Source organism: Rhodococcus sp. IEGM 1307, from assembly GCF_030056915.1.
GTDB lineage: Bacteria > Actinomycetota > Actinomycetes > Mycobacteriales > Mycobacteriaceae > Rhodococcus_F > Rhodococcus_F opacus_D.
Genome location: NZ_JASHKW010000026.1, coordinates 119,401 through 144,678 on the forward strand (window position 1 = coordinate 119,401; position 25,278 = coordinate 144,678).

A 25,278-nucleotide genomic window follows, 5' to 3' on the forward strand; every position below is an offset into this window, starting at 1 on the left:
TACCGAAAGCACAAGCGTGAGCGACACTCCCCTCCCCACCATCCCCGACGAGCTCACCGCTCCCCTCGACCTTCTGCTCACCAGCGGAACCCGCGGCGTCGCCGCCCGCATGCTCCCCGACAGCTCGTGGACCCGTCTCGGGGTCGGCCTCGCCGGCCGGCCGGGTACCGTTGCCCGGCGCGGCGGCGCCCTCGTCCGCGAACTCGGCGCCATCGCCGTCGGCACCTCGGATCGAACTCCCGCGAAGTCGGACAAACGCTTCGGCGACGCCGCGTGGCAGCAGAATCCGGCCCTGCGCCGGGCGATGCAGGCGTATCTCGCGACGTCGCACACCGCTGCGGCCCTGCTCGACGACGCCGAACTGGACTGGCGTGACCACGAGCGGATGCGGTTCGTCCTCGACAACCTCGTCGAAGGCCTGTCCCCCACCAACAATCCACTTCTCAGCCCGCTGGGCTGGAAGGCAATGGTGGACACGGGCGGCCTCAGTGCGGCACGCGGAGTCCGCGCGCTCGTCCGCGACATGCTGTCGAAACCGCGCGTGCCCGCCATGGTCGAACCCGACGCGTTCGCCGTCGGGGAGGACGTGGCTGCGACGAAGGGCGCCGTGGTCCTGCAGACCCGCACCTTCGAACTGATCCACTACACGCCGCAGACGGAGAAGGTCCACGCCACACCGCTGTTGATCGTCCCGCCCGTCATCAACAAGTACTACATCCTCGACATCGCACCGGGCCGCAGTCTGATCGAGTACCTCCTGCAGCAGGGTCAGCAGGTCTTCGCGATCTCCTGGCGCAACCCCCACGCCCGGCACCGGGACTGGGATGCCGACACCTACGGCGCGGCGATCGTGGAGGCGCTCGATACGGCGCAGTGCATTGCCGGGACCGACAGCGCCCACGTCCTGGGCACCTGCTCGGGTGGGATTCTCGCGGCGATGGTCGCGGCACATCTCGCCGAGATCGGTGAGGGCGACCGCATCGCCGGCCTCACCCTGGCCGTCACCGTCCTCGACCAGACCCAGGCCGGCACCGCGGCTGCCGTCATGAGCGAGCGCGCCGCCGCGGCCGCGATCCGCGACTCGGCCGCCAAGGGATATCTCGACGGCCGCACCCTCGCCGAGATGTTCGCCTGGCTGCGTCCGACCGACCTGGTCTGGCGGTACTGGGTGAACAACTACGTGCAGGGCCGGGCTCCTGCCGCCTTCGACGTGCTGTTCTGGAACTCCGACACCACCCGCATGGCGGCGGCACTGCACCGCGATCTCGTCCTGCTCGGGCTGCGCAACGCGCTGACGACGCCGGGCGCTGCGACCATGCTCGGCACACCCGTCGACCTGGCCACCGTGACCGCCGACGCGTACGTCGTCGGCGGCTCCGCCGACCACCTCTGCCCGTGGCAGTCCACCTACCGGAGCGCTCGCCTTCTCGGCAGCAAGGACTCCCGCTTCGTGCTGTCGTCGAACGGTCACATCGCCTCACTCGTGAACCCGCCGGGCCATCCGCGGGCGTCCTTCCGATTCGGGCAGCCCGTCCCGGAGACTCCCGACGAGTGGCTGGCCGCGGCGGAGACCGCGTCCGACTCGTGGTGGCCCGACTACGCCCGCTGGCTGGCCGAGCGCAGCGGACCCGACATCGACGCACCCCACGGCCTCGGTGCCCGGCAGTTCCCGCCACTCGCCCCGGCACCGGGCACCTACGTCCATCACAGCTGACCCGCACGACACGATCAGAGGCACACCATGACCATGAACCTTGCCCACCCCACCGATCTCCTCGGGCTCGTCGGACAGACCGTCGGAACCACCGGCACGCTCAAAATTGCTCAGGATCAGGTGAATCTGTTCGCCGACGCGACCGGGGACCACCAGTGGATCCATACCGATCCCGAACGGGCGGCCCATGGCCCCTTCGGCTGCACGATCGCGCACGGCTATCTCACGCTGTCGCTCGCCCCGAGCATCCTCGCCGAGGTTCTCACCGTCGACGGCGTGCACGCCGCCCTCAATTACGGCCTGAACAAGGTGCGGTTCCCGGCGCCCGTGCCCGTCGGTTCCGCGCTGCGCGTCACGGTGTCCGTGATCGCCGCGCAACGGAAACCGGCCGGCATCGAGGCAGTCTTCGGGTTGACCTACGAGATCGACGGCGGAACGCGTCCGGTGTGCATCGCGGACGTCGTGGTGCTCTACACGTGAGCGTGACCGAATTGTTCCGCAGGGGCGACCAGTTCGAGGACAGCGTCGTTCCGGTCGGGGGTCGGCGGATCCGGGTGCGGATCCGCCGCGGGACCGGTGTGCCCCTGGTCCTGTGCAACGGCATCGGAGCCGGCCTGGAAGTGCTGGACCCGCTGGTCGCCGCGATGGATCCGGCGGCGACGATCATCAGTTTCGACGTGCCCGGTACCGGGGGTTCGTCGGCATCACCGGTCCCGTACACCATTCCTGCCCTCGCGTGCGGCCTGAGCCGCCTCCTCGCCGAGATCGGGGTCGGTGCCGTCGACGTCCTCGGCTTGTCCTGGGGCGGAGCGCTGGCCCAGCAGTTCGCCCTGCAGAATCCGCGGCGCTGTCGGCGCGTCGTCCTCGTCGCCACCGGGACCGGGGCCCTGATGATTCCGGGCCACCCGCGTGTGCTCGCGAAGATGCTGACTCCGAGGCGGTTCACCGACACCGGCTATGCGGCTGCCATCGCCGGCGACCTGTACGGTGGCACGGCCCGCCTCGGCGGTGAAGCCGTTGCGCGAGTCTTCAGAAAACAGATGCACACGGGCTCCCGCATCGGTTATCTCCACCAGCTCCTCGCGGGGGCGATGTGGACGAGCCTGCCGATACTTCCGCTCATCCGGCAGCCCACGCTGATCGTCGCGGGCACCGACGACCCGATCATTCCCATCGCCAACGCCCACATCATGAACGCGCTCCTGCCGCACGCGACCCTGCACCTGCACCCCGGCGGTCACCTCGACATCGTCACCAACGCAGCCGATCTCGCGCCCGCTGTCAGGTCCTTCCTCGCGGCGCCGTAGCCGCCGGCCCGCACAACAGGTCAGCCGTCCTCCCCCATCTCGGCGAGCGTCGTCCGCAAGCGGTCGTTGTCCGCCGGGGTCCAGCCGTCGGGCGACAGGATTGCGCTCCACGCGTCGGCGATGTCGACGACGTACGTGTGTCCGTGCCCGTCGGGAACGCCCGTCGACACCGCCATGTCGGCCGCCACCTGAAGGAACGTCACGAACGGGAACCACTGTGTGCTGTCGAGGACGTCGTAGCCACGGTCCTCCTTCAGCCAGTCGGGCTCGCTCAGCAGGAGTTCGGGTGACCACCAGACGATCGGGTCCGATGGGTGCTGGAGGTAGACCATCCGCGGCCGTCCCCACGGGGCGTCGGGGCGCGGCAGGTCCTCCTGCGCCCGCGCACCGAATCGGACGGTCTCGCCCTGCTCGTAGATCGGCAGCCATTCGGGCGAGCCCGGATCGCGGTTCGTGGTGACGTCGGTCCAGATCTCGTTCGCGTTCGGCGGCCCCGTGAACAGCACGCCGTCGGTACGAGCCTCGACGTCGTCGACACTGCCGAATGCACTTTCGCCCCCGAAGGATCCGAGGCTCTCTCCCATCACGACGAGCTTCGGACGGGACTCCGGCGGCAAGACCTTCCATTTGTCGTACACAGCGTCGAACAACGCCTCCCCGGCCTGGTGGGCACGCTCCTTGTCCACCAGGAAGGACAGCCAACTCGGCAGATAGGAGTACTGCAATCCGACCATCGCGGTGTCCCCGTTGTACATGTACTCCAGCGACGAGGCGAGACTCTCGTTGATCCACCCGGTACCGGTGGTCGTGGCCACGCCGACCACCGCACGATCGAACCCGCCGGCGCGTTCGAGTTCGTCCGCTGCCAGCTGGGCGTTCCCGCTGATCGAATCGCCGCCGCTGGCGAGCCCGGCGTAAGTCCGGATCGGCTCCACCGCGGGCCGCCCACCATTGAACGCGGACAATTCTTCGACGGTCGGGCCACGCGACATGAATGAACGACCCTGCCGTCCCAGCGAATCCCACGTGACAAGCGAGTCCGGTCCGCCCGAACGCAGCGACGACGTCGGCGGCTCGTCACCGGCCTTGGTCTCCTGGTTGACGGCGGCGAACGAATTGTTCAGCCCCGACATGATCACGCGCACCGCGGCGCCGTTGACGAGTGCGAACAGCAGCGCCACCACCAGTACACCGATGGCCGTCGCCGAGATCCGCCGCGGCACCACCCGGCTGATCTTGCGTTCGACCCACCGCACCGCCCGCAGCAGCACCCGGGCAAGCGCCACCAACCCGACGTAGATCAGCACCGCCACGACCACCATGACGAGATAGCCGAACCACGGGAACGGTGCGGCACTCATGATCGCCCGCAACTGCGACTGCCAATCCCAGAACCACACCAGTATCGCTACGGTTCCGACGATTCCGATCACCGACGCCACCCGGCGCACCATTGTCTTCACATGGGTGGGCGCCTCCCGCTGCACGAGGTAGCGGACCAACTTGGAACCGAGGAATCCGATGGCGTAGCCGATCGCCGCCGAGACGCCGGTGACCAATCCCTGGAAGAACGGACCGCGCGGCAGCAGTGTCGGCGTCAACGACAGCCACACGAACAGGACCGCGACCACCAGCCCCCCAAAGGCATAGCGGTCCGGAAGCCAGCGACGATGCCCGGGTGGCCGGACAGGACCGGCTTCGCGCTCGGGTGCACCATCGATCACATCGTTCGGCACCTACCAAGCGTAGCCGTCACAGAGTCGCTATCGACGGCAATCCGCAATCACACCACGTCCCGTGAACACCGAAGCCCACGTGGGATGTTCGGATTTCTGCCGAGTCGGCCCGGCCGACCGCCGACCGACGCTACGCCAGTGTCTTCGTCTTGATCGCCTGGAACTCGGCGTCGGTGATCGCGCCGGAATCGAGCAGCGCCTTGGCTTCCGTGATCTGCTGAGCCGGGGACTTCCCGGCGACGTCGCGGATGTAGGAGTCCTGGGCCTGCTTGACCTGATGAGCGGCGGCCATCGACCGCTTCGCCATGCCGTCGCCGCGGGCGATCACATACACCAGTGCCGACAGGAAGGGAATGACGAACAGCAAGAGGATCCAGATCGCCTTGACCCACCCCGAGGTCTCGCGATCCCGGAACAGGTCGGTGATGATCGAGAACAACACGGACAAGTAGGCCGCGAAGGCGAAACAGACGAAGATGAACCAGAAGAACTCCCAGAAACCTTCCATTTTCGACGCTCCGTCCACTAGGTGTTCCGGTCAGCAGGCCAGGATTCCGGCCTCCTCGAATCTCAATTGGTGGTGTCGAGCGTGTCGAGCGCCGCCAGAATGCCCTGGACGGGGATTCGCCCGGAGGCCACCAGCTGCGCACCCTCGCGCCGGAGGGCGGAGGCGAACGGTGCGGCCCAGCAGTTCTCGTAGACGAGGATAGCTCCGGAGCATCCGGGGGCCAGGACGGCAGCCGCGTCCTCGAGGTCTGTTCGGTCGATCAGACCCGTCGCCGCCTCGGCGAACAGCGTCACGTCCACACCGCCGTCGAGCCCGAGGTCCTCGATGGCGACACCGGCGAGTGATCCGTCGGCTTCCTTACGGACGAAGATCAGGTCGAGCACGCGGATGATGTTTCGTTCTACCAGGTCGATCAGAAGGGGCAAGGCCGATCCGTCGGGTCTCCGGTCGGCAGGGAACTCCACGACGAGATAGTCGATGGGCCCGAGTTCGTCGAAATCGGTGTCGTTCACTGCAGGACCTCTCTTCTGAAGACAGCAGCGACAGCCACACACGGCGTCGCACCAGTATTACCCAGTCCGCGACGACACCGCTAGAGCACAATGTCACCGGCGGCCGGCACCGTACTGTCGGCAAGGTCGCGGCGGGCGGCCTTCTCCACCAGGAGCGGGACGAAGTCCCGGATCCTGCACTCCGCGAAGCGCTTGTGAACTGTGCGCACGGTGTGCTCGATGTCCACGGGTGACACGGACGGGTACCGAGTCATCAGGCGCTCGATGACCTGTTCGACCTGAAGGAACTCGTCGTCACCGATCATCGACTCATCGTCGTCCCGCTGCGAAACCACCGTCAAGACACGAAATGGCCTCTCGAGCAACTCGGTTCGGTGTCAGGGCGGTGAATATGCCTGATTCTGGGATCGATCCAGTATCCGCAGAATTCGCGGAAATCCAATTTCCCGACTACCGCCAGGTGGAACGGCGGACAATGGAGGTACCGGGCCGCCCGGCTCGCAGTAGGGAAAGGGACGGTCATGTCCGAGACAACGTCGGTCAAGCAGGGCGTCGCGGCAGGCACTTCGATCGGGGCGGCCATCATCATGGTGACCGTGGGGATCATCCACCTCTTCCAAGGAATCGCTGCGGTTGCCGAGAACGAAGTATTCGTGGCGGGGCTGAACTACATCTACAAGTTCGACCTGACCACCTGGGGCTGGATCCACATCGTGCTGGGTGTGCTCGTCGCAGGCGTCGGCCTCGCGCTGTTCACCGGCGCGGGATGGGCTCGAGTGTCCGCGATCGTGATCGCGGCCGTCTCCATACTCGCCAACTTCCTGTGGCTTCCCTACTACCCGTGGTGGTCGGTGCTCATCATCGCCCTCGACGTCGTGGTGATCTGGGCCGTGTCGACCTGGAATCCGGATCGGGTCTGAGCAGTCGGCGGCCAGGGTAGAAGCCGTGGGAAAGAAGTCGAAGCACGAGAAGTCCGGCCTCGACCTGCCCCGGCCGGACGGTGCCGAGCCTGCCGCACCGATGAAGAACAAGAAGTACCGCCGCCTACTCCGTCCGCTTCACGGCGAACTCGTCGCATTGCAGGAGTGGGTGAAATCGTCGGATGCGCGGATCTGCATCGTCTTCGAGGGCCGCGACACCGCCGGGAAAGGCGGCGTGATCAAGGCGATCACCGAGCGGGTCAGTCCGCGCGTATTCCGTGTCGTCGCCTTGCCTGCCCCGACCGATCGCGAGAAGTCGCAGATGTACGTGCAGCGGTACCTGCCCCATCTCCCGGCCGGCGGAGAGGTCGTCATCTTCGACCGCAGTTGGTACAACCGCGCGGGCGTCGAACGGGTGATGGGTTTCTGCACCGAGGAGGAAGCGCAGCAGTTCCTCCAACTCGTCCCGACGGTCGAACGCGCGATCGTCGACTCGGGCGTCATCCTGCTGAAGTACTGGCTGGAGGTGAGCGAGGAACAACAGACGCTTCGCCTGCAGAGCAGGATCGACGATCCGCGGAAGGTCTGGAAGCTGTCGGACCTGGACCTGAAGTCGTACACCCATTGGTACGACTACTCGCGGGCGCGGGACGAGATGTTCCACTTCACCGACACCGGCTGGGCGCCCTGGTACGTCGCGGTCAACGACGACAAGAAACGCGGTCGGCTCAACATCATCAGCCACCTGCTGAGCCAGATCCCCTACGAACCCCTCGAACGCCCCGACATCACCTTGCCGGAGCGGCGGGGCCCGCACGGCTACGAGGCGCCGAGGCAGCCACTGCACTGGATTCCCACCCCCTACTGAGAATCCGAGCCGAAAGGACGAGCGGTCATGGTCTCGACGGAACCCGCGCAAGCGCAGACGGCCTGGCATGCCCAGGACGCCGACGCCGTCGTGTCCGCACTGGCCTCCGATCGGCAGGCGGGGCTGACGGCCGGCGAAGTGGACGAACGTCGCCGACGGCACGGTCCGAACGAGATCGCCTCCGAGCCGGCGCCGTCGACGTGGTCGATCGCGTTGCTGCAGTTGAAGGACCCCATGAACCTGATGCTGGTCGCGGTGGCCGTGGTCAGCATCGTCATCGGCGAAATCCCGACGGCGATCGTGGTCGCGGTTCTCGTCGGGCTCAACATCGTGCTGGGCACACGGCAGGAAGTGAAGGCGCGCGCCAGCGTCGACGCACTGGCGAAGATGCAGACACCGCAGGCGCGGGTGGTCCGCGACGGCACTCTGACCCAGCTCGACGCCACCGAGCTCGTGCCGGGCGACGTCGTGCAGCTCGAGGCGGGCGACATCGTCCCCGCGGACGGCCGCCTGCTCACGACGGCCACCTTGGAGACCCAGGAGGCGGCACTGACGGGTGAGAGTGCACCCGTCGCGAAGGACCCCCAGACGCTCGGCACCATCGACGTTTCTCTCGGCGACCGCAGCAACATGGGTTTCCAGAACACCTCGGTCACCCGCGGTACCGCCACCATGGTGGTCACCGAGACGGGAATGCACACCCAGATGGGCCAGATCGCGTCGATGCTGTCTGCGGTCGCACCGAGCAAGTCCCCGCTGCAGCGCGAACTGGACTCGCTCACGAAAGTGCTCGGCGTCATCGCGTGGACTTCGGTGGCGATCATCGTGATCATCGGGGTGATTCGCGGACAGGACGTGACGACGCTTCTGCTGCTCGGCATTTCCATGGGGGTCTCCGCGATCCCCACCGGTCTGCCGACGTTCGTCCAGGCGATGCTGGCCTACGGTGCACGGCAGCTGGCCGACGCCAAGGCCATCGTGAAAAACCTCACGGACGTCGAGACACTCGGCGCGACCAGCGTGATCAACTCGGACAAGACCGGCACGCTGACGATGAACCAGATGACCGTGCGGTCGCTGTACTTCCACTGCCGGTGGTACACCGTCGATGGTGAGGGTTACGCCAAGTCGGGGAAGATCACCCACGTCGCGGGCGAGGCCGCCCCGGATTTCACGCTGCTCGCGTACGGGTTGTGCCTCGACAGCGACGCCACGGTCTCCGGCACCGGAGAGGTCGTCGGCGACCCGACGGAAGCCGCGCTGGTGGTGCTCGCGGCGAAGATCGGTGTCGACGCCCCACTGACCCGGCGAACGTATCCGCGCGTCGCCGCCGTGCCGTTCGACTCCGCATACAAGTTCATGGCGACGTTCCACCATCTGGAAGTCGATGGCCGAACCCAATTCGTGGAACTGGTCAAGGGCGGGCCCGACGTGGTCCTGGCGCGGTGCGCGACCGCCTTCCGGCCGGGCAGGCAGGAGGTGCCGCTCGACGAGGTCCGGGAGGAACTGACGGCAGCGAATCGGACCATGTCCGAGAAGGGACTTCGCGTGCTGGCCTTCGCGGTCCGCCGCCTCGACGGGCAGGAGGAGGCCGCGGTGGCCGACCCCATGTCCTACGTCGCGGACCTCACGTTCGTCGGCATGGTCGGCATCATCGACCCGCTTCGGCCGGAGGCGATCGAATCGGTGCGCACCGCCCACGAGGCCGGCATCGACGTCCGCATGATCACCGGCGACCACGCGATCACGGCATCGGCGATCGGCGCCGAACTCGGGCTCGGACCGGGCGCGATCGGTGGTGCGGAACTGCAGGCCATGACCGATGAAGAACTGTCGGCCGCACTCCCGAACCTGCACGTGTTCGGCCGCGTCACTCCCCAGGACAAACTACGCCTGGCCGACGTCATGCAGAAGAACGGCGCGGTCGTGGCGATGACCGGGGACGCCGTCAACGACGCGGCCGCGCTGAAGAAGGCCGATATCGGCGTAGCCATGGGCTCGGGGAGCGAAGTCACCAAACAGGCGGGCAAGATGGTGCTCACCGACGACAATTTCGGTACCCTTATCACCGCGATCCGGTTGGGCCGCAACATCTACGACAAGATCGTGTCCTACATCCGATACCAGATGTCGAAACTGTTCTCGCTGGTGCTGCTGTTTCTCGTCGCGAGCATTTTCGACATCAACGACGGGGTCGCGCTCACCCCGCTGATGGTGCTGTTCCAGCACTTCTTCATCACGCTGTTCCCGGTCGCCGTCATCATGCTCGACCCGCCTGCGCCGGATCTGATGAACAAGCCGCCCCGCGACCCGCAGATGCCGATCGCCAACCGGAGGGCGTTCGTGCAGTGGCTGGCATACGGCGTCCTGCAGTTCGCCGTCACGCTTGCCGCGATGCTCCTCGCGCCGGGCGAGATGAGCACGACGGAGGCGACCGTCCCCATGACGACGGCGTTCGTGGTGCTGTCGTTCGGTTCCATCCTCGCCGGGCTCGTCATGCGGCGCGACCCGGAGTCCGGGCTCACCCCACCGATCCTCGGCGCACTGAAGATCCTGTCGATCCCGGTCATCGTGACGGTGTTCGCGGTCGAGGCTGGGTTCCTCCAGGACCTCCTCATGACCACGTCGCTGACCGGCGGCCAGTGGCTCGCCTGCCTCGGGTGGTCGCTGATCATCCCGATCGTCGTCGAAGCGGAGAAGGCGTTCCGGCGCCGGCGCCACCTCCATTCGGAGCCGCCCGCACCGATGACCGCCCCCGCCGCCGTCGACCCCCAGCGCGCACGCTGAGACCCGACCATGTCCTGGACAGGAAGCCTCGGCCGGTTACCCGGGATCGCGACGGCGCGGGCATACCGCCGGGAGTGGTTACGCCCCGACGTCACCGCCGGACTCGTCCTCACCGCCCTGCTCATTCCCGCCGGGATGGGGTACGCGGAGGCCGCCGGGTTGCCCGCCTACGCCGGCCTCTACGCGACGATCATCCCGCTCCTCGCGTATGCCCTGGTGGGACCGTCGAAAATCCTCGTGCTCGGCCCGGACTCGTCGCTGGCACCGCTCATCGCCGCGGCGGTCCTGCCGCTCGCCGTGGCCGACGACCCGGAGAGCGCGCTCGCCCTCGCCGGCGTCCTCGGCGTCCTCGTCGGCCTCATTCTCCTCGTCGGCGGATTCCTGCATCTCGGCTTCGTGACCGAACTGCTGTCGAAGCCCATCCGGCTCGGCTACCTCAATGCGATAGCGCTCATCGTCGTCGTCGGCCAACTGCCCAAGCTGCTCGGATTCTCCGTCGACGCGTCCGGCCTCATCGGAGAGGTCGGGGAGATCGGAAAGTCCGTGGTACAGGGCAACATCGACCCCGTCGCCGCCGCCGTGGGCATCGGTTCCCTCGCCGTCATCGTCGGATTCCGCATCTGGGTGCCCCGCATCCCCGGTGTCCTCGTGGCCGTGGTCGGCGCGATCATCCTGTCTGCGGCACTCGGACTCACCGACGACATCGGGATGGTCGGCGCCCTACCCGCCGGCCTGCCGCTGCCGTCGTTCGGCGGTGTCGACTGGGGGGACGTGGGGAACCTCGTCGGCCCCGCGGCCGGTATCGCCCTGATCGCGTTCGCCGACACGGGGGTGCTGTCCCGCACGTTCGCCGCCCGGCACGGTGAAGACGTGAACGGCAGCACGGAGATGAAGGCGGTCGGCGTGGCCAACATCGCCGGCGGACTGTTCGGCGGGTTCCCCGTCTCCGCCAGCGGGTCGCGGACCCCGGTGGCCGAACAGAGCGGCGCCCGCACCCAACTGGCATGCGTCGTCGGAGCACTCGCCGTGCTGGTCTTCGTCCTCGTCGCCCCCGGGGTCACCACGTACCTCCCCGACGCGACACTCGGGGCCGTGGTGATCGTCGCCGCCACCGCGCTGGTCGATGTCGGTGGAATGGTCCGGATGTGGCGCATGAGCACCGTGGAGTTCGGACTCGCCGTCGCGGCATTCCTCGGGGTGGCCCTGGTGGGCGTGCTGCAGGGAATCCTCGTCGCGATCGGGTTGTCCTTCGTCGCGGTGGTCGCGCAGGCGTGGCAGCCGTACCGCACGGAACTCGTCCGGACGCCCGACCGCCCCGGCTTCCACGACGTCCAACGCCACCCCGGCGGCCTCCGCATCCCCGGTCTGGTGCTGGTGCGCTTCGACGCTCCCCTCTTCTTCGCCAACGGCGAGATCTTCGACGAATACGTGCGCTCGGTGGTGGCGGCCGCGCCGACCCCGGTCGAGTGGGTGGTCGTGGCGTCCGAGCCGATCACCGGTCTCGACACCACCGCCGTCGACGAACTCGTCGACCTCGACACGTATCTCGAAGGGAAAGAGATCCGGTTGGTGTTCGCGGAGATGAAGGGCCCGATCAAGGATCGGCTCATCCGGTTCGGGGTGGGCGACAGGTTCGATTCGTCGCACTTCTATCCGACCATCGAGTCCGCTGTCACCGCATTTCACAGTCGAGCCGACCACACCGGAGATCCTTCCGGCGGCTGAACCCTCAACCGCGGGGCGCCGCCCCTGTCGCAGTGCGAGTGCCGTGCGCCGCCCGCCACAGTCGCACCCAGTCGAATGCAGGCGCAGCTGGACGCACCCCGGGCCTCGTCCTGGGCACCCGCACCCGCAGGGCGTCCGGTTCGATGGTGCACCGCACCGGAGTGCGGAGCATGAGTGATTCGCCGTCGACTCCGACGGGGATCTCCGGGGTGTCGGCGTCCACAACCACCTCGATCGCCGTTTCCTGCGTCAAACCGTGAACATTGGTGCGACGCAGCAGACCGACCGCCTGCCGGGTGTTCGCCACCGACACGGTGACCGCGCCGAGGACGCCGCGATCGAGACGGTCCCGGCGGCTCAGACCGGCCAGATCACTGTTGCCGTAGGGATTGTTGCTCACCAGGACCGCCTGCGGTCCCTCCACGGCCGTCTCACCGATCCGCGCGACCAATCGAGGCCCCGCGTGCCCGGTGAGCAGATCGGGAAGCAGCGTCAGCACTGTTGCGGCCTTGTCGTCGCGGTAGGCGGGACTGCGGACGATTTCGGCGTAGACCCCGAACGACGCGTTGTTGACGAAGGGTCGGCCGTTGATGGTGCCGAGGTCGACACGCAGCTCGACACCGTCCCGGAGTGCGTCCAGCGATCGGGTGGGATCGGTGCGGTCGAGTCCGAGATCCATCGCGAAGTGGTTGCGGGTTCCGGCACTGATCACGAGGAACGGCAGGTGGTGTTCCGCCGCGACCGCCGCCACGAGAGCCTGGGTTCCGTCTCCGCCCGCCACCCCCAGCAGATCGGCCCCTTGCGCGACGGCCCGCTGGGCCAGTGCGGTGACGTCGATGGTGGCCGGCCCTTCGAGCAGCTCGACGTCGGCGCCCAGCTCCTCGGCTCTGCGCTTCAGGTCGAATTTCGTGACCTTGCCGCCACCGGAATGCGGATTCATGATCAGGAACGGGTGCTGCGCGGGCGGGGCAGGGTATTCGGGCATGGTCGTCTCCGCACGTCTGCCACGCAAAGCGGCGCGAGCGCAGACGACGGCCAGCACAGCGAGCCCATACGAGAGCAGCACCACCCACAGCAGGTGTGCGCGGACGAACAGTGTCAGCACGACGATCGGCGCGACAATCGCCACTCCGAGGGAGATCCACCTGAACACTCCGCGCCGGGTGAGGAACCAGTACAACGCCGCCACCGTGACCACGACGCCACCGGTCCCCACGATGAGCAACGCCACGGTGCCCAGCACCCCGGCGAACAGCACGGGCACCGCCGCCGCACCGACGGCGAATACGAACGCCACACGGGCCCACCAGCGCCGGCCACTGCCGCCGGTATCGGCGGTACCTGATCTGTTCACGTGACTGCCCCTCACCGGCGGCGTGTACTTCCTCGCGACGGTCCGACTTCCCGTCGTATTCCATCTTCCGCCGTGCGCGGAGGCGAGCGCAGCACATTGACGCCTCGGGCTGCCGGTCTTCGCCAGCCGTCAAGCGCCAGTTCCCGATAGGTCGCCTGCGCGCGGTCCCGTCGAAAGGTCCCGCCATCCGGCGAGCACCCTGTGCACGGCCTCGGCGCCGTGCAGCGGGTCGGGCGGTGCGGGCAGGTCGGCGGGGTAGATGAGAAACGGAGTGCTCTGCGGTCCGCCCATTCCGCCGTGCGACCCGACCTGCTCCTCGAACGCCGCGACCTCGTCGGTCTCGGGCCAGTATGCGCCGCCGACCATGATGTCGGCGACGTTGTCGAAGGTGTCGGTGCGTCGCACCTTCGCCAGCGCGTCGGGGCCCATCACCGCGAGCGGGTTCTCGCCCGTGACCTCGCCGGTCGTCACGTCGACCTGGCCGTGGGGCCCGAGCACCACGGACCCGCCCGGGGCGGCAACGAGCAGGAAGCCGACCCCGGGATGCTCGCGGAGCCCGGTGAGCAGCCCGGGATGGGCAGCCTCGATGGCATTTACATCGGCGCGGCCGGGCAGGTGTGGGAAGTAGATCAGGCCGAGATTGCCCGAGCCGAGCACGATCGGCTCGCCCGTGGAGGCGTGCGCCTCTTCGCCGGCCGTCGGCGAGTGCACGCTGGCCGCGGCGTAGCCGCGCCCCTCCGCCCCGGGCTGTCGGGAGGCGCCGGATTCGCGCTCGTACCAGTGGCGCTTCCCCGCGACCGGTTCGCGCTGTGCGGCAAGCCGGATGACCAACTGCCCCAGGGTTTCCCCGTAGCGCTGCAGGAAGGTCGCGCCCTGACTCTGCCCGTGATCGGACAACACGACGACGCGGTAGGGCCGATCGGCCTGCCCCACCACGGCGAGCAGCATCTCGATGACGTCGTCGAGTTTGGTCAGCACCGCAAGGGTCTCCGGCCGGGAAATGCCGGAGTGGTGCGACACCTCGTCATAGCCGATCAGGTCGACGTAGACGACACTGCGCCCCTTGATCAGATCGCCGACCACCGCGGCGGCGGCGACGTCGGTGGCGAGCACGGTCGCGAACGCCCGCACAAACGGATAGACCCCACCCCGCGGCACTCGCGGCTGGATGTCCTTCCGCTTCTGCCGCAGTGACTGGCGCAGTTCCCGTTGCAGTTCCGCGACCATCCGGATGAACGTGCGCAGCGCGCTCGCCGGGTCCGCGAAATAGTCGCTGTAGCCGGCTCCGCCGCCGAGGCGGGCACCGCGCATGCGGCTGACGACGAGCACGTTGTCGTGCGCGCCGCCGGTGAACAGGTTGCCGCGGCTCGCACCGTCGTGCGCCAGCAGGCCACGAATGTCCGTGCGTTCGAGTTCGCGCTGCTCGTTGTCGGCCGGGTTGCTGAACACCGAAATGTGCTCGGTCGTCTTGTCGTACCAGCGAAACGCCGGCACGTTGTGGTTGGAACCGTGCAGCACGCCCAGCTGGGTCGCACCCGTCTGACTGCTCCAGTCGGTGTGCCACGGCACCAGCTGGTGGGTCTCGCGCACCAACTTCGCCAGCCCGGGCGTCACGCCGTCGGCGATCGCGCGACGCAGCACGTCGTAACCGAGGCCGTCGATCTGGATACACAACAGCCCCGGGGACGCGTCCACGAGCGCGGCGTTGCGACGCAAGCGGAACCGCTGTCGGCGCACCTGCATCAGTCGGTAGGCGGTATCGGAGCGGGACGCGATCGCGCCCGAAATCACGGAGGTGAACAGCGAGAGCAGCGCCGCGAGGTAGAACGCATCGCGCGGCTGGTCCACCGACGCGACTGGTACCAGGTACAGCATGATCACACCGCCGGCGAGGAACACCCCGACGAACAGCAGCACCGGGCCGATCCACGACATGCACCGCATCATCACCGGCCACAGCGCGGCGTTGAGCAGGCCGAACACCAACGCGAGCACCAGCGCGGCCGGGAGCGTCGGGATCGGAGCGAAGCTCGACGGGTCCAGGATGATGCCGCGGAGGATCCGGTCGAGCACGATGATCGCGAGCGCCGACGACCCCCACAGCACGAAGAATTCGACGAGCACCCGCACCACGCCGCCCACCGTGCGCATCGCACCGCCTTTCGTCATCTGGAATCGTAAGGGTGTGAGCGCAACGCCGGGTCCGGTTGCCGCCGCACCCGGTGTGCGCTGGCTCGGACATTCCAGCGCGCTGATCGTGGACCGCGGGACGGTCGTCCTGACCGATCCGGTGCTGACCGACCACGTCGCGCACCTACGACGCCGCCGAGGGCCCGCACCGATCGGGCCGCACGTACGCAACCCGGACGCAGTCCTGCTCTCGCACCTGCACGCCGACCACACGCACCTGCCGTCGCTGCGGATGCTCGATCCGGACGTCCCGATCGTGGCACCGTGGCGGGCGGTCGACGGCCTGCCGGCGCTGCGACAGTTCGCCGACCGCCTGGTATTGCTGCGGCCGGGCGAAGAGGCACGAATCGGCAACGTCACCGTGCGCGCCGTGCCCGCCCGACACGACGGCAGGCGCTGGCGGCGCGGCCCGCAGATCGCGCCCGCGGTCGGGTACGTCGTCGAGGGTGACCGGCGGACCTACTTCGCCGGCGACACCGACCTGTACCCGGACCTCGCCGACCACGTCGGCCCTGTCGATCTCGCGCTGCTACCCGTCGGGGGCTGGGGTCCGACCCTCGGCAAGGGTCACCTCGACCCGACTCGCGCCGCGGTCGTCGCACGCCTGGTGGAGGCGGGCCTGGCGGTGCCGATCCACTACGGAACACTGTGGCCGATCGGCCTCGACGCCGTGCGCCCCCGGTTGTTCTTCGGTCCGGGCGCGGAATTCGTCCACCACGCCGAGAGGGCGGGTGTCGTTGCGGTGGAGTTGCACCCGGGTGGCGAACTCGGGGTGTGAATTCGGTTGCTCCGAAACCGTGTCGATCGACGTGTGGGTGCGCTCCGAGGCGCAAAGACGGCCAAAGCGCTCTGGTCGGCTCCTCGATCGGCGGAAACTGGAGGTGGCAATTTCAAGTCGCACCATCGCCGACAAGGTGGTGAGCTGGGCGGTGTCGATGGACGAGGACGGCGTGCGAAGTCTCTCCCGCCATGCGCGGGCGCGTGTGCTGGTTCCGGCGATCCTGCGCCCGGTGTGCGCCACGGCAGTGCTGGTGGGCGCATATTTCCTGCTGCCCTTCACCACGGTCGACAACCTTCGCACCGTGTCCCTGGTGGTCGGTGGTCTCGCTGTGGTCTGCGCGGTGTACGTCTGGCAGATCCGCAGGGTGCTGCGTGCCGAATACCCGGTCGTGCAGGCGGTCGAGGCGTTGGCCGTCACTGTGGGGGTCTACCTCGTCGGCTACGCGACGACGTACTTTCTGCTCTCGCTCTCGGGCCAGGACAACTTCAGCGAAGTGTTGACCCGCCTCGATTCCCTCTACTTCACCGTGACGGTATTCACCACAGTCGGATTCGGTGACATCGTGGCCACCACGGAGACCGCGCGGGCGGTGGTGTCGGCACAACTCATCGGCAACCTGATCCTGATCTCGTTGGGCATCCGGGTGCTGACCGCGTCGGTTCGCTGGCGGCGAAAGCCCGGGATCGCCCGTGACCCGGCAGGGCCCTGACGACCGGTACTCGACGGGTTCGCGACCTAGAGCCGCTCCTCATAGCCCGGCTTCCATGTCGCGACAGCCCAGATCACGAACACGTCCAGCACGATCATGACGACCGACCACCACGGGTAGTGGGGCAGCCACAGAAAATTGGCGAGGAGCGAGAGAGCACAGATCACCATGGCGCCGACGCGGGCCCACGTCGCCCCGGTGAACAACATGACACCGACGGCCGCAACGATCACACCGAGCACCAGGTGAATCCAGCCCCACGCGGTCGTGTCGAACTGGTAGATGTACTCGGCGCCCGCCACGACGAGGTCGTCCTTCATGAGCGCCGAGATGCCCGACAGCACATGGAGAATTCCGATAGTGAGCAAAACTATCGCTGCCACCATGGACGTCGCGGCAGCGACCCCCTGCTTGACCAACGACTCGTCGGACATCGCGATCCCCTTTCCGGACAAACCTTGGCCTGCAGATATTTTCCGTCGCCGCGTCGAGCGAGGTCAATACGCACCCGTCCGGGCATCTTCCTGACAAGGGGTGATCCGACGGAGGATACTTACTTTCGCCAGTTCATTTCGTACGGTGACGAAAGAGGAACGGTCATGTCCGATGAATCGCTGGTCAAGCAAGGTGTGGCAAAGGGAACGTCGATGGGCGGGGCGGTTCTTCTCGTCACCGTCGGCGTGCTCGAGTTCCTCCAGGGGATCTCCGCGGTAGCCAAGGACGACGTGATCGTCGTCGGCATCGAGTACACCTACCAATTCGACGTCACTACCTGGGGCTGGATCCATCTCGTGCTCGGCGTGATCGTCGCGGCCGTCGGTGCGGCACTGTTCACGGGGGCTACCTGGGCGCGTGTCGGCGCGATGGTGCTGTGCGCCCTGTCGATCTTCGTCAACTTCCTGTGGTTGCCCTACTACCCCGGGTGGGCGATCACGATCATCGCGCTGAACGCCGTCGTGATCTGGGCGGTCGCCACCTGGAACCCCGAAGTGATCTGATCCGCAATGGAAGACGGCACGAGCACCGGCTCACTGGACAAGGACGAACGCGCCGAACTTCTCCGGTTGCGCGACGAGGTGGCGACGCTGCGCGGACAGGCCGCGGGCGCCGCCGCAGGTGTTCCGGCAGAACCGGTCGCCCACCCACCCCGGAACGGATTACGTTGGACGGCCGTCACGATTCTGCTGGTCCTGGTCGCCGTTCTCGCACTCGCGTCGGTCACCGCACGCTTCACGAGAAGTCAGATCCTCGACACCGACCGCTACGTGAGCACGGTGACCCCGCTGGGGTCGAATCCGGCCCTCCAAGCGGACATCACGAACCAGATCACCGACGAGATCTTCACCCGAGTCGACGTCGAAGGGCTCACCAAGGACGCACTCGAGGCGTTGACCGACGTCTCGAATGTCGCTGCGAACGCTCCCCGACTGGACGCGGCCGTGGTCGGCCTCGCACCGGTGATCACCAGCCAGGCAAAGAACTTCGTCCACGACACCGTCAGCTCACTCGTGCAGTCCCAGCAGTTCGAAGACCTCTGGATCCAGGCGAACCGTTCGGCGCACAACGCACTCGTGGCGGTGATGACGGGCAACTACGGTCTCAGCTCGGTGGAGGTCGACCAGAGCGGCACCGTCAGCATTTCTCTGGGCACCGTCATCGACAATGTGAAGGCCGCGCTGACCGAGCGTGGTTTCGCGTTCGCCGACAAGATCCCCGCGGTCGACAAGCAATTCGTGCTGTTCCAGTCCCCCGAGCTGGTGAAGGCGCAGCGCGCCGTCAACGCCCTCGACAAGGCCTCGGCGATCCTGCCGTGGCTGGGAATCGCCTGCGCCGCCGCCGCGGTCGCCGTCGCCCCCAGTGGCCGACGGCTGCGCGCGCTCTCCCTCGCCGGCCTGTCGATCGCCCTGGGAATGCTCATCCTCGCGATCGGGATTCTCGTCGGACGCGCCATCTACCTCGACAGCGTCCCACCCGACATCCTGTCGCCCGACGCGGCGGCAGCGGTCATCGACACCGTTCTGGTGCCACTGCGGACGAGTCTGCGTGCGGTCGCCGTCCTCGGTCTGGTGATCGCGATCGGCGCCTTCCTCACCGGCGGCTCGTCGTCCGCGACCGCCGTCCGTCGTGGGTTCGGGCAGGCACTGGACTTCGCCCGCAAGTCCGGCGCAGGCCGACCGCCGAACGAGGTGGAACGGTGGGCCAACCAACTCCGAATTCCACTGCGCTGCACCATCATCGGCGTCGCGGCTCTTCTGCTGATGTTCTGGCGCTACCCCACCGGACTGGTCGTGTTGTGGATCGTCTTCATCGCCCTACTCGCGCTCGCGGCACTCGAACTGCTCATCCGCCCGGCCCGCACAGCCACGGGACACGACTCGGGATCTACGCCGGTGCCTTCGTCGTGAGCGCCTGGCCCCGAAACGTTCTGCGATACGCCGACGGGGGGACGCCGAGCACGGCGCCCATGTGCTGACGCAGGGACACCGCGGTCCCGAAACCGACCTCGCGGGCGATGACGTCGACGGACAGGTCGGTGGTCTCGAGGAGTTGTCGCGCGCGGTCGACCCGGTGGGTGATCAGCCAGCGGTTCGGGGTGGTGCCGACCTCTTCACCGAACCGCCGCGTGAACGTGCGGACACTCATGTTCGCGTGCGCGGCCATCCGGCTCAGCGTCAGCGACTCACCCAGCCGATCCAACGCCCAGTCCCGGGTGGTCGCGGTGGACTCCGCCGTGGTCTCCGGGATCGGCCGCTCGATGTACTGCGCCTGCCCGCCGTCGCGCCACGGTGGGACGACGCATCGGCGCGCCACCCGATTGGCGACGTCGGAGCCGTGGTCGCGGCGCACGATGTGGAGGCAGAGGTCGAGTCCGGCGGCGACGCCTGCCGAGGTGAGGATGTGCCCCTCGTCGACGAACAGCACGTCGGGATCGACCCGGACCTGCGGATAGGTGCGCTGGAAGTGTTCAGCGTTGCGCCAGTGCGTGGTGGCGCGCAGTCCGTCGAGCAGCCCGGCCGCGGCGAGGATGTAGGAGCCGGTGCAGATGGAGACGTAGCGCGTGCCCGGCCGGACGAAGTCGAGAGCCGCCTCGAGGTTCGGAGGCAGATGCCCGTCGTCGTAGGCCGGGCCGAGTTCGTAGGACGCCGGGATCACCACCGTGTCGGCCTCGGCCAGCAACTCGGGCCCGTGATCGACGGACACCGAGAAATCGGCGTCCGAACGCACGGGCCGTCCGTCCGCCGTGCAGGTCTGCACGTCGTACAGCGGGTTCCCGTCGGCGTCCTCCGCCCGCCCGAAGACCCGCGACGGAATGCCGAGTTCGAACGGGATCACACCGTCCAGGGCGAGCACGACCACACGATGACGTTCGACCATGGCCAGATTCTTTCATATGTTGTCATTCCGGCAACTGTTCCGGCGAGATCCAGTCCCGCAGACTTACCGTCGTGACGTCCGAAATCGCGCCCCCGGCACCTCCGGCCCGAACCGCCCCGCCGCGCCTCCACTACGCGTGGCTGGTCGCCGCCGTCGCGTTCCTCGCCCTCGTGGGTGCCGCCAGCTTCCGGGCGGCGCCCTCGATCCTGATCGACCCTCTCCACGAGGACTTCGGCTGGTCGCGTGCCAGCATCTCCTCCGCGGTGTCGATCAACCTGGTGCTGTACGGGCTGACCTCGCCGTTCGCGGCGGCGCTCATGGAACGCTTCGGCATGCGGCGGGTGGTCACCGCGGCGCTGGTCCTGGTGTCCGCCGGCAGCGGACTGACCGTCTTCATGACCGCCACCTGGCAACTCGTGCTGCTGTGGGGCGTGCTCGTCGGGCTGGGCACCGGCTCGATGGCACTCGCCTTCGTGGCCACCGTCGTCGACCGGTGGTTCGTCGCCCGCCGCGGCCTGGTCACCGGCATCCTCACCGCGGGCAGCGCCGCCGGACAGCTGGTGTTCCTGCCGATCCTCGCGATGGTCGCCGAGCACTACAACTGGCAGACCGTGGCGCTGACGGTGTCGTTCGCGGCCCTCGCCGTCGTGCCGCTGGTGCTCGTGTTCCTGCGCAACCGGCCGTCGGACGTCGGAGCGGTGCCGTACGGCGCCGGACCCGACTACGTCGCCGAACCACCCGCCCCGACCGGTCGCGGCGGCGCCGCGGGCCGGGCCGTGACGGTGCTGGTGTCGGCGGCGCGGACCCGGGTGTTCTGGCTGCTGGCCGGCACGTTCGCCATCTGCGGGGCGAGCACCAACGGACTCGTCGGAACCCACTTCGTCCCGGCCGCGCACGACCACGGTATGCCGGTGACGGCGGCCGCGAGCCTGCTCGCCGTGATCGGGATCTTCGACGTGATCGGCACCATCGCGTCGGGGTGGTTCACCGACCGATTCGATTCACGCAAGCTCCTCGGCATCTACTACCTGCTGCGCGGGATCTCGCTGATGCTGCTGCCGATCCTGTTCGCGAACACCGTGCACCCGCCGATGATCGCGTTCGTCATCTTCTACGGACTCGACTGGGTGGCGACCGTACCCCCGACGGTTGCACTGTGCCGCAAGCACTTCGGCAGCGACGCACCCATCGTGTTCGGCTGGGTGCTGGCGTCGCACCAGATCGGCGCCGGCATCGTGGCGTTCCTCGCAGGACTCGTGCGCGACCAGTTCGGCGAATACGACTCCGCGTTCTACGTCGCGGGCGGACTGTGCGCGATCGCCGCCGTCATGTCTCTGGCCATCGTCGCGAAACCCCGCAAGGTGACGTCCGAGATGAGTTGACCTGCGCCGAAACCACTCCCCCGAGCGGCCCCGGTTCCTAAGATCGATACATGGCAGCTCAGCGTGCGTCGGACGAGGTCATTGACCGCTCCAAGATCGAGAATCGGGCTCCGTCGGTAGCCGCACTGTTCGTGGATCGGGTGGCCCACTCACCCAACCGCGAAGCGTTCCGATACGTCGACGCGGCGGACCCGAAGCAGTGGTCCAGTGTCACCTGGTCCGAGGCGGGCGACCGGGTGCGCAACCTCGCGGCCGGTCTCATCGTCCTCGGTGTGCAGGCCGAGCAGCGGGTGGCGCTCGCGTCCGCCACCCGCTACGAGTGGGTGCTCGCCGACCTGGCCGTCATGTGCGCCGGCGCCGCCACCACCACGGTGTATCCCACCACCACGGCCGCCGACGTCGCCTACATCGTCGCCAACTCCGGCAGCCGCGTCGTCTTCGCCGAGGACGACGCGCAGCTGGCCAAGCTGCGCGAGAACCGCGGCGAACTCGGCGACGTCGAGAAGGTCGTTCTGATCGACGGCGACGCCGGAGACGACGACTGGGTGATCACGTTCGACCAGCTACACGACCTCGGCGAAGAACTGCTCGCCGAGACACCCGACGCCGTGCACGACCGGATCGAGGCGATCGACCCCGACGACCTCGCCACCCTCATCTACACGTCCGGCACCACCGGCAGACCCAAAGGTGTGCGACTGTCGCACTCGGCGTGGACGTACGAGGTGGCCGCGATCGACGCGACCGGCATCCTCGACGCCGACGACCTGCAATACCTCTGGCTCCCGCTGTCCCACGTGTTCGGGAAGGTCCTGCTCACCCTGCCGCTGCAGATCGGTTTCGCGACGGCGGTCGACGGTCGCGTCGACAAGATCGTCGAGAATCTCGCGGTGGTCAAGCCCACGTTCATGGGCGCGGCACCTCGCATCTTCGAGAAGGCGTACGCGCGGATCGTCTCCACGGTGCGCGAGGAAGGTGGGGTGAAGGAGAAGATCTTCGACTGGGCCGTCGGCGTCGGGCTGCGGGTGTCGAAGGCCAAGCAGGCAGGCAAGAGTCCGTCGCTGCTCGACTCGGTGCAACACGCCGTCGCGGATCGGCTGGTGTACAGCACGATTCGCGAACGGTTCGGCGGCCGCCTCAAGTTCTTCATCTCCGGATCCGCGGCGCTCAATCGTGATGTCGCGCAATGGTTCGACGCCGTCGGCATCGTCGTCCTCGAAGGGTACGGACTGTCCGAGACCAGCGCCGCGTCGTTCGTCAACCGCCCCTCGGCGTACCGGTTCGGCACCGTCGGCTGGCCCATCCCGGGCACCGAGACCCGGATCGGCGACGACGGCGAAATCCTCATCAAGGGCCCCGGCGTCATGAGCGGATACCACGAGAACCCCGAAGCCACAGCCGAAGCGCTCACCGACGACGGCTGGTTCCACACCGGCGACATCGGCGAACTCGACGACAACGGCTACCTGCGGATCACCGACCGCAAGAAGGACATGTTCAAGACGTCCAACGGCAAATACGTCGCACCGTCCGCCGTGGCAGCCACGTTCAAGGGCATCTGTCCGTACGTCGGTGAGCTCATCGTCGACGGCGAAGGGAAGTCGTACTGCGTCGCCCTGATATCCCTCGACGCCGAATCGATCGGCGAGTGGGCAAAGAATCACGACCTGGGTGGCAAGTCTCTCGCCGAGATCGCGAACGCCCAGGAAACCCGCAACCTGATCGGCGGATACGTCGAGGAACTCAACGCCGGACTGAACCGGTGGGAGCAGATCAAGAAGTTCCGCATCCTCGAACGGGAACTCACCGTCGAGAACGGCGAGATCACACCGAGCATGAAGCTCAAGCGCAAGGTCGTGATGACCAATTTCTCCGACGAACTCGACAATCTCTACAACTGAGTTGACCCTCACGCGACGTCAGGCTGCACGGTAGAGGACGTGAGCGAGAAACATACGGTCGGCGTGGTCGCCAGGCTGGTCGGAGTGAGTGTGCGCACTCTGCACCACTACGACGAGATCGGTCTGGTGACACCGTCCGACCGCACACCCGGCGGGTACCGCAGCTATTCGGATGCCGACGTGGAACGTCTGCACCGCGTGCTGACGTACCGCGAACTGGGTTTCCCCCTCGAGGAGATCGCAGCCCTCCTCGACGACCCGGAAGTCGATGCCCTCGCACATCTACGGCGACAGCACGCGTTGCTGAGCGAACGGATCGATCGCTTACACGAGATGGCTGCAGCCGTGGAGAAGATGATGGAGGCGAGAAGCATGGGCATTCAGCTCACCCCCGAAGAGCAGAACGAAATCTTCGGCGACAACTGGCCGGGCGAGGAGTACGCCGCCGAGGCCGAAGAGCGCTGGGGCGACACCGACGCGTGGAAGCAGTCCCAGCAGCGGTCCGCGAAGATGAGCAAGGAGGACTGGAAGCGAATCAAGGCCGAGGGAGACGCATTCGAGGCGTCGCTCGCGCAGGCGATGGCCGACGGCGTCGAACCCGGGTCCGATCGGGCCAACGCACTCGCCGAGGAACACCGCGCCGGCATCGAACGGTTCTACGACTGCGATTACGCAATGCAGGTGAACCTCGCCGAGATGTACCTCGCCGACGACCGCTTTCGCCGGCACTACGACGACGTCGCTCCCGGTCTCGCGCAGTACGTCCGGGACGTCATCGTCGCGAATGCGGAGCAGCAGTAGCGGGAACAGCGCGAACTCGACGACCCAGCGTCGTCGAGTTCGCGGCCGTTCGTCAGCACTATCCTGAACCCATGTCCGATGCGCAGCGTCCCAGCCCCAGTCAGTACGTCGGGTATCTGTTCGGTCGCACGCTGCCGGATTCGATGCAGGACTGGGTCCGCAACGACCTCGTCGGGCCGGGAGCCTCGGTGCGGTACGTCCTCCGTTTCATGCTTCCCGTCGTCGCGGTGCTGGCGTTGTTCCTCTTCATCCCCGGTCCGATCTGGATTCCGCTGGCGATGATGGCCCTCCTGCTGCTCCCCCTGCTCTACTTTGCGGTCGCGCTGATGAACATCTACCGTCGCCACCGTCTGCTCAGTCACGGCCTCGATCCGGACCTCCTCAATGCGAAGGCGCAGCGTCGCGCCGACCGCACGCGCGAGGACTACGAGCGCCGCCACGGCCGCACCGAGGACCAGTAGCAGCAGCGTGATGCATCACACCCTCGCCGCGAGAGTGATGCAGCGCACGTGAACGATCGATAAGTAATGCGTTAAAGTGGCGGCGTCCGAGTGGGTAATCCCACGAACCGCGTACCCCACAGGGTGCAGCGCTGGTTCCGACAGCCTCGACGGGAAGAGCAGTCATAGATGACAGTCACAGATTCGGCGGTCACGCCCGATATTCACACGACGGCGGGAAAGCTCGCCGACCTGCGTAATCGTCAGG

At 67.3% G+C, this 25,278-nt stretch carries 23 protein-coding genes; 15 read left to right on the forward strand and 8 right to left on the reverse strand.

The features are described 5' to 3' along the window. Positions 1-16: 16 nt before the first annotated feature. Genes QM841_RS36795 through QM841_RS36805 form a run of 3 tightly spaced genes read left to right on the forward strand, consistent with a single transcriptional unit; the run spans position 17 to position 3,021 of the window. Positions 17-1,714 (forward strand): PHA/PHB synthase family protein, encoded by a 1,698-nt coding sequence (locus tag QM841_RS36795; RefSeq protein WP_283335797.1) that lies wholly within the window; start codon positions 17-19, stop codon positions 1,712-1,714. A gap of 27 nt (positions 1,715-1,741) precedes the next feature. Beyond that, positions 1,742-2,194 carry a MaoC family dehydratase gene (locus tag QM841_RS36800; protein ID WP_280782851.1) on the forward strand — a complete coding sequence of 151 codons (453 nt, stop codon included), beginning with the start codon at positions 1,742-1,744 and terminating at the stop codon, positions 2,192-2,194. Then, a complete protein-coding gene (locus QM841_RS36805; protein WP_283335798.1) occupies positions 2,191-3,021 on the forward strand; it encodes an alpha/beta fold hydrolase in 831 nt (276 codons plus the stop codon). Before QM841_RS36800 ends, QM841_RS36805 begins: the two co-directional genes overlap by 4 nt. A 20-nt stretch (positions 3,022-3,041) precedes the next feature. Here the strand turns inward: QM841_RS36805 and QM841_RS36810 are convergent, their stop codons facing one another. From QM841_RS36810 to QM841_RS36825, 4 genes are all read right to left on the reverse strand, one after another. Beyond that, positions 3,042-4,757, reverse strand: coding sequence for an alpha/beta hydrolase (locus QM841_RS36810; protein ID WP_283335800.1), 1,716 nt, complete (start codon positions 4,755-4,757; stop codon positions 3,042-3,044). 130 nt (positions 4,758-4,887) lie between these two features. Next, a complete protein-coding gene (locus QM841_RS36815; protein ID WP_283335801.1) occupies positions 4,888-5,265 on the reverse strand; it encodes an SHOCT domain-containing protein in 378 nt (125 codons plus the stop codon). Between the two features lie 62 nt (positions 5,266-5,327). Continuing rightward, positions 5,328-5,777 (reverse strand): DUF6325 family protein, encoded by a 450-nt coding sequence (locus QM841_RS36820; RefSeq protein ID WP_011596324.1) that lies wholly within the window; start codon positions 5,775-5,777, stop codon positions 5,328-5,330. Between the two features lie 80 nt (positions 5,778-5,857). After that, positions 5,858-6,082: a three-helix bundle dimerization domain-containing protein gene (locus QM841_RS36825; RefSeq protein WP_283335803.1), complete on the reverse strand. Its 225-nt coding sequence runs from the start codon at positions 6,080-6,082 to the stop codon at positions 5,858-5,860. Between the two features lie 216 nt (positions 6,083-6,298). Here QM841_RS36825 and QM841_RS36830 point away from each other — a divergent pair, with 216 nt between their 5' ends. Genes QM841_RS36830 through QM841_RS36845 form a run of 4 tightly spaced genes read left to right on the forward strand, consistent with a single transcriptional unit; the run spans position 6,299 to position 12,077 of the window. Continuing rightward, complete coding sequence (locus QM841_RS36830; protein ID WP_009476827.1) at positions 6,299-6,697, forward strand: DUF7144 family membrane protein; 399 nt, start codon at positions 6,299-6,301, stop codon at positions 6,695-6,697. Positions 6,698-6,722: 25 nt separating this feature from the next. Continuing rightward, positions 6,723-7,565, forward strand: coding sequence for a polyphosphate kinase 2 (ppk2, locus tag QM841_RS36835; protein ID WP_009476826.1), 843 nt, complete (start codon positions 6,723-6,725; stop codon positions 7,563-7,565). 27 nt (positions 7,566-7,592) lie between these two features. Continuing rightward, positions 7,593-10,352 (forward strand): cation-translocating P-type ATPase, encoded by a 2,760-nt coding sequence (locus QM841_RS36840; RefSeq protein WP_283335804.1) that lies wholly within the window; start codon positions 7,593-7,595, stop codon positions 10,350-10,352. A gap of 9 nt (positions 10,353-10,361) precedes the next feature. Continuing rightward, positions 10,362-12,077: a SulP family inorganic anion transporter gene (locus QM841_RS36845; protein WP_283335805.1), complete on the forward strand. Its 1,716-nt coding sequence runs from the start codon at positions 10,362-10,364 to the stop codon at positions 12,075-12,077. Between the two features lie 4 nt (positions 12,078-12,081). Here QM841_RS36845 and QM841_RS36850 read toward each other — a convergent pair whose 3' ends face one another. Next, complete coding sequence (locus QM841_RS36850) at positions 12,082-13,431, reverse strand: diacylglycerol/lipid kinase family protein (RefSeq protein ID WP_283335806.1); 1,350 nt, start codon at positions 13,429-13,431, stop codon at positions 12,082-12,084. A gap of 129 nt (positions 13,432-13,560) precedes the next feature. Continuing rightward, complete coding sequence (locus QM841_RS36855) at positions 13,561-15,582, reverse strand: phage holin family protein (RefSeq protein WP_283335815.1); 2,022 nt, start codon at positions 15,580-15,582, stop codon at positions 13,561-13,563. Positions 15,583-15,616: 34 nt separating this feature from the next. Here QM841_RS36855 and QM841_RS36860 point away from each other — a divergent pair, with 34 nt between their 5' ends. Both QM841_RS36860 and QM841_RS36865 read left to right on the forward strand, forming a co-directional pair. After that, positions 15,617-16,399: an MBL fold metallo-hydrolase gene (locus QM841_RS36860; RefSeq protein ID WP_283335807.1), complete on the forward strand. Its 783-nt coding sequence runs from the start codon at positions 15,617-15,619 to the stop codon at positions 16,397-16,399. 103 nt (positions 16,400-16,502) lie between these two features. Continuing rightward, on the forward strand, positions 16,503-17,111 hold the full coding sequence (locus QM841_RS36865) for a potassium channel family protein (protein ID WP_283335808.1): 609 nt from the start codon (positions 16,503-16,505) through the stop codon (positions 17,109-17,111). A 26-nt stretch (positions 17,112-17,137) separates the two neighbouring features. Here QM841_RS36865 and QM841_RS36870 read toward each other — a convergent pair whose 3' ends face one another. Further along, positions 17,138-17,545: a DUF7144 family membrane protein gene (locus QM841_RS36870; RefSeq protein WP_283335809.1), complete on the reverse strand. Its 408-nt coding sequence runs from the start codon at positions 17,543-17,545 to the stop codon at positions 17,138-17,140. Positions 17,546-17,710: 165 nt separating this feature from the next. Here QM841_RS36870 and QM841_RS36875 point away from each other — a divergent pair, with 165 nt between their 5' ends. Both QM841_RS36875 and QM841_RS36880 read left to right on the forward strand, forming a co-directional pair. Beyond that, complete coding sequence (locus QM841_RS36875; protein WP_105414911.1) at positions 17,711-18,109, forward strand: DUF7144 family membrane protein; 399 nt, start codon at positions 17,711-17,713, stop codon at positions 18,107-18,109. Positions 18,110-18,115: 6 nt separating this feature from the next. Further along, a complete protein-coding gene (locus tag QM841_RS36880) occupies positions 18,116-19,516 on the forward strand; it encodes a hypothetical protein (protein WP_280782870.1) in 1,401 nt (466 codons plus the stop codon). Here the strand turns inward: QM841_RS36880 and QM841_RS36885 are convergent. Further along, positions 19,494-20,486 carry a GlxA family transcriptional regulator gene (locus QM841_RS36885; protein WP_283335811.1) on the reverse strand — a complete coding sequence of 331 codons (993 nt, stop codon included), beginning with the start codon at positions 20,484-20,486 and terminating at the stop codon, positions 19,494-19,496. The two genes, QM841_RS36880 and QM841_RS36885, sit on opposite strands and share 23 nt — an antisense overlap. A gap of 71 nt (positions 20,487-20,557) precedes the next feature. On the opposite strand from QM841_RS36885, the gene QM841_RS36890 reads away from it, so the two are divergent. The 4 genes from QM841_RS36890 to QM841_RS36905 all read left to right on the forward strand — a co-directional run bounded on the left by QM841_RS36890 (position 20,558) and on the right by QM841_RS36905 (position 25,031). Then, positions 20,558-21,868: an MFS transporter gene (locus QM841_RS36890; protein WP_105414917.1), complete on the forward strand. Its 1,311-nt coding sequence runs from the start codon at positions 20,558-20,560 to the stop codon at positions 21,866-21,868. 50 nt (positions 21,869-21,918) lie between these two features. After that, positions 21,919-23,769: an AMP-dependent synthetase/ligase gene (locus tag QM841_RS36895; RefSeq protein ID WP_283335812.1), complete on the forward strand. Its 1,851-nt coding sequence runs from the start codon at positions 21,919-21,921 to the stop codon at positions 23,767-23,769. A 39-nt stretch (positions 23,770-23,808) separates the two neighbouring features. Further along, a complete protein-coding gene (locus QM841_RS36900) occupies positions 23,809-24,570 on the forward strand; it encodes a MerR family transcriptional regulator (protein ID WP_280782874.1) in 762 nt (253 codons plus the stop codon). 71 nt (positions 24,571-24,641) lie between these two features. After that, on the forward strand, positions 24,642-25,031 hold the full coding sequence (locus QM841_RS36905; RefSeq protein WP_005257629.1) for a DUF5313 family protein: 390 nt from the start codon (positions 24,642-24,644) through the stop codon (positions 25,029-25,031). The last annotated feature ends 247 nt before the right edge of the window (positions 25,032-25,278 follow it).